The sequence below is a fragment of the Paenisporosarcina sp. P5_A11 genome (assembly GCF_056400705.1).
This window is the reverse complement of sequence record NZ_JBFUKT010000212.1, coordinates 1-4997: the sequence shown is the minus strand read 5'-3', so window position 1 is coordinate 4997 and position 4997 is coordinate 1. Positions and strand designations below refer to the sequence as shown.

4 protein-coding genes and 1 pseudogene are annotated in these 4997 nt (G+C 41.5%); all 5 read left to right on the top strand.

Annotated features, from left to right (window positions below; genetic code table 11):
* On the top strand, positions 1–1402 hold a 1402-nt coding region (locus AC1DOS_RS17880; protein WP_477538590.1), incomplete at its 5' end, for an aldehyde dehydrogenase family protein.
* 307 nt (positions 1403–1709) lie between these two features.
* The gene (locus tag AC1DOS_RS17875; RefSeq protein ID WP_477538589.1) at positions 1710–2582 is read left to right on the top strand and encodes a 3-hydroxyacyl-CoA dehydrogenase; all 873 of its coding nucleotides are present in this window, start codon (positions 1710–1712) and stop codon (positions 2580–2582) included.
* Positions 2579–3784, top strand: coding sequence for a 3-oxoadipyl-CoA thiolase (locus AC1DOS_RS17870; protein WP_477538588.1), 1206 nt, complete (start codon positions 2579–2581; stop codon positions 3782–3784). Before AC1DOS_RS17875 ends, AC1DOS_RS17870 begins: the two co-directional genes overlap by 4 nt.
* Positions 3785–4120: 336 nt before the next feature.
* On the top strand, positions 4121–4846 hold the full coding sequence (locus AC1DOS_RS17865) for an enoyl-CoA hydratase-related protein (RefSeq protein ID WP_477538587.1): 726 nt from the start codon (positions 4121–4123) through the stop codon (positions 4844–4846).
* Positions 4818–4997 (top strand): annotated as a pseudogene (locus tag AC1DOS_RS17860) (enoyl-CoA hydratase); the annotation flags it as partial. The gene AC1DOS_RS17865 and the pseudogene AC1DOS_RS17860, both read left to right, overlap by 29 nt.

Here is a 4997-nt window from a genome sequence, read left to right as displayed (position 1 = left end):
TAACCCTGCTACAGGAGTATTAATAGCAGAAGTGGCAAAGGCATCAAAAGAAGATGCGGAAATTGCAATAGCTGCTGCTCGTAATGCATTTGATAATGGAAAGTGGAAATTATTCCCTATCGGTAAACGTTCACAAGTTTTAAACAAAATTGCGGCTATTATGCGTAGTCGTTTTAACGAACTTGTTGAGTTAGAAATTTTAGATACAGGTAAATCTCTTCATGCTGCTCAAGGTCAAGTCACTCAAGCAATAGAAGATTTCGAGTTTTATGCTGGCGCTATTGTAGGTCATCGTGGGACGGTAAATAATGTTCCAGGACAATTCCATAATTATACAGAAAAAGAACCAGTCGGTGTATGTGCGCAAATCATTCCGTGGAACTATCCATTAATGATGGCTGCTTGGAAAATAGCACCTGCTATCGCTGTCGGCTGTGCTGTCATCGTTAAACCAGCATCTCTTACTCCTTTAACTGCCATTATCTTAGGGGAAATTTGCCTAGAAGCAGGAGTTCCTGCAGGTATAGTGAACGTTATTCCAGGTTCAGGAACTGAAGTTGGGAACTTTTTAGTTGAGCATCCACAAGTAAATAAAGTAGCATTTACAGGTTCAACACCAATAGGAAAAGACATTATGGGCAAAGCATCTCAAACATTAAAACGTGTCACACTTGAGCTTGGCGGTAAATCACCGAGTATCGTATTTGACGATGCGGATATTGATGCGGCCGTTGATGGGTCATTATTCGGTATTTTCTACAACTCAGGCCAGTCATGTGAAGCGCGTTCACGCCTGTACGTCCATGAAGATGTTTACGAAGAGTTCATAAGCAAGTTTGTAGAAAAAACAAAAAAACTACAGCTTGGGAATCCATTTGATAAAACTACACATATGGGCGCAATCATCGATCAAGGTCAACTTGATACAATCGATGGATATGTTCAATCAGCCAAAAAAGAAGGCGCAGAAATCCTTGCTGGTGGTAATGTTATAAAACCTGAAGGCTACGAAAATGGATTCTGGTTTGAACCAACGATTATTGCCAACGTCACTCACGATATGAACGTAGTAAACGAAGAAATCTTCGGACCTGTAGTTGTTGTGATGAAATTCAAAGATGAAAAAGAAGCTATCCGATTAGCAAACGATACAGAGTTCGGATTAGGCTCAGCAGTTTGGTCAAAAGATGGTGCACGTGCAACACGAGTGGCGAATCAGATTCAAGCCGGAATCGTTATGGTTAACTGTCCATTTTCTGCATTCCCTGGAACGCCATTCGGTGGCTATAAGCAATCAGGATTTGGACGCGAATTATGCATCGAAACACTGGATCTCTATTCAGAAACGAAAAGTATTTTATCATACTACGGCAGTCGACCACTAAATCCATTCGGACTATAGGAAAAGCGAAAAGTGTTACTCTAGCTCGATTCCGACGATGGAAAGATCGAATCGAACACCTGTTATCGCCTAGTTCAGGAAGGAAGGCTATTTTCGCGACGTCCTGTCGCAACGTCTTCATGAACAACATCCCGTGACCCCAAGCTGAGGTACGAGTTGGCGCTTGGAGCTAGACATAGCTCATACGTAACGAAGGTTTAGTTGGAAAAACGTATTAACTTTCTTTCATGGTAAGAATCGAGTGAAATGACGGACAGGGGTTTCCAATCCCTGTCTTTTCTTTCACCGTAAAAGGAGGAGTGTAACGATGATTAAGCAAATTGTTGTCGTCGGATCAGGCTTGATGGGAAGAGGAATAGCCTACGTAGGAGCAGTTGGCGGCTATGCAGTTACAGTTGTTGACATAAATGAATCTGCTTTGCAAAATGCGAAACAAGAAATTAATCACATTATTAAAAAAGGGCTTTCACTTGGGAAAATTTCTTCAGAAAAAGCTGAACAGGCTCACAGCAACTTAAATTTCGAAAGCGACTTGTCTAAAGCCGTTGCGAAAGCCGATTTAATTATTGAAGCTGTGCCTGAACAAATAGCCATTAAAAAACAGGTGTTTGAAACAATTGAAGAATTTTCACCTGCACATTGTTACTTTGCAACGAATACATCGACGATGAGTCCGACCGAGATTGCGTCTTTTGCAAAGCGACCAGAAAAAACAATTGCGATGCACTTTTTCAATCCTGTACATAAAATGCCTCTAGTTGAAATTGTACGGGGCTTAGAAACGAGCGATGAAACAGCTGAAACAATCAGAGAAGTCGCTGCCAATATGGGCAAGGAAACGGTCGTCATTAAAGAATTCCCAGGATTCATCACAAGTCGGATCAGCGCACTTGTTGGAAACGAAGCCTTTTATATGCTGCAAGAAGGTCTTGGTACACCTGAAGAAATTGATAAAGCGATTAAACTTGGTTTAAATTACCCAATGGGTCCATTCGAACTTGTGGACCTCGTGGGACTCGACACGCGCTTAAATAATTTGAACTATTTACACGAAAAGCTTGGAGAAAAGTACCGCCCCGCACCAATACTTGAACAATATGTCAAAGCAGGACGTCTTGGACGAAAAAGTGGTAAAGGTGTTTATGACTATACAATAGAAGAAGAGTTGATAAAGAAATGAGAGAAGTCGTCATTGTAGATGCTGTAAGGACACCTATCGGAAGATATAATGGAGCGTTAAAAGATGTGCGCCCCGACGATCTAGGCGCTGTTGTTATTAAGGCACTTGTTGAACGTAATCCTACACTGCAGACAGGAGAAATTGAAGAAGTTGTTTTGGGAAATGCCAATCAAGCAGGAGAAGATAACCGTAACGTAGCGAGAATGTCCGGTTTGTTGGCGGGGCTTCCTGTTGAAGTGGCGGGGACAACGATTAATCGTCTTTGTGGCTCGGGACTCGATGCGGTTATGTATGCTGCTAGGGCAATCGCAGTGGGAGAAGGCGATATTTACATTGCAGGCGGAACCGAAAGTATGACGCGTGCACCATTCGTCATGGCTAAGCCAGATCAATCATTTCCTCGAGGAAATATGGAAATGCTTGATACAACAATTGGCTGGCGTTTTACTAATAATAAGTTGAAAGAAATGTACGGAGCAGATTCAATGCCTCAGACAGCAGAAAACGTAGCACAGCGTTTTAATATAACGCGTGAAGACCAGGATTTATTTGCCTTTGAAAGCCAAAAACGTGCCAAAAAAGCTATTGAAGAAGACCGTTTTGCTGAAGAAATCGTCCCAGTTATTTATTTAGATAGGAAAGGCAACAAAGTCATCGTGGACCAAGATGAGCATCCTCGTCCAGATACCACGATTGAAAAACTGACTAAGCTTAAACCGATATTTAAAGGTGGTAGTGTTACCGCAGGCAACGCTTCAGGCGTCAATGACGGTGCGTCCGCTTTGCTTCTGATGAGTGCTGAAAAAGCAAAAGAACTTAATCTTAAACCACTTGCCAGATATGTTACTGGCGCAACAGCTGGCCTAGAACCTAATGTAATGGGGCTTGGTCCAATTTTCGCAACTAGAAAAGCACTGGAACGAGCTGGGTTTAATACAGATGATATTGGGCTTGTTGAATTAAATGAAGCGTTCGCATCACAATCAATTGAATGCATTCGCCAATTAGGTTTAGACGATAAAAAAGTAAATGTGAATGGTGGAGCAATCGCTTTTGGGCACCCTCTTGGTGCTAGCGGTGCGCGAATTTTGACTACCCTTTTATATGAAATGAAAAAACAGAATGTTAAATACGGTCTGGCTACCATGTGTATCGGAGTCGGACAGGGAATCGCGGCAATTATTGAAAATATATCGGAATAAAAATAGGTCGACTCAGTCTATAAAGAACGGGCCACTCAAATAAGACTCTGTCCATACGAACTGGTGTCTTTCTCCGGAGGAATGGTGTCCGTTTCCAAGCGAATGGTTGGTAACGTTACACGAGTGGATGGAAAACCAAATTGAATGGATGAAAACCGATTGTCAGTGGATGAAAAACCAAGTTGAATGGATGAAAACCTATAATGAGTGGATGGAACCCCAGTTGAACGGACAAAAACCCACAGCGAGTGGACGAATCTCCAAGTTCGAAGGTGTACATTTAATAAAGTTTAACTAAAAAAAGTCAAATGAATTTTTTTTAAAAGGAGATTACAAATGACAACGATTTTATATAGAAAACAAAACAATATCGCTTATGTGACCATTAACCGAGAAGAAGCAATGAACTGCTTCAATTACGAAACACTCGATGAGCTTCAGACTGTGACAGATTTGATTTCACTTGACCCTGAAGTGAGTGTTGTAATTTTCACAGGTGCAGGAGAAAAATCATTCAGTGCTGGAGCGGATTTAAAAGAACGCAAAACATTGAAAGAAACTGAAGTGCGCAGAAATGTCAAAGCGATTAGAGACGTATTTAACAGTATCGCTAGCCTCCCACAACCAACAATTGCTGCTGTAAACGGCTATGCATTTGGTGGTGGCTTTGAATTGATGATTGCTTGCGATTTTTCAATTGCAGCACAAGGTGTGAAGATGGGACTAACAGAAACGAGCTGGGCTATCATTCCGGGAGCAGGAGGTACTCAACGTCTTCCAAGGCTGGTAGGAGAAATGAAAGCTAAAGAATTAATTTTCACGGCAAGAAAATTCACCGCAGAAGAAGGTGTAGAACTTGGGGTCGTTTTAAAGGTAGTTAAGAAAGAAGAGCTTCTATTAAGTTGCGAACAACTTGCTTTCGATATCATGGAAAATGGCCAGGTTGCGATTAAACAAGCGAAATATGCGATTACTCAAGGGATGAATACAGATTTGCAGACAGGTCTTGCAATTGAATCGAAAGCTTATGAAAGAACTTGGGGTCGTTTTAAAGGTAGTTAAGAAAGAAGAGCTTCTATTAAGTTGCGAACAACTTGCTTTCGATATCATGGAAAATGGCCAGGTTGCGATTAAACAAGCGAAATATGCGATTACTCAAGGGATGAATACAGATTTGCAGACAGGTCTTGCAATTGAATCGAAAGCTTATGAA

What these genes read in the sequence shown, in the direction of transcription:
- AC1DOS_RS17875 (WP_477538589.1), top strand. Translation starts at nt 1,710, where the DNA reads ATGATTAAGCAAATTGTTGTCGTCGGATCAGGCTTGATGGGAAGAGGA.
- AC1DOS_RS17870 (WP_477538588.1), top strand. Translation starts at nt 2,579, where the DNA reads ATGAGAGAAGTCGTCATTGTAGATGCTGTAAGGACACCTATCGGAAGA.
- AC1DOS_RS17865 (WP_477538587.1), top strand. Translation starts at nt 4,121, where the DNA reads ATGACAACGATTTTATATAGAAAACAAAACAATATCGCTTATGTGACC.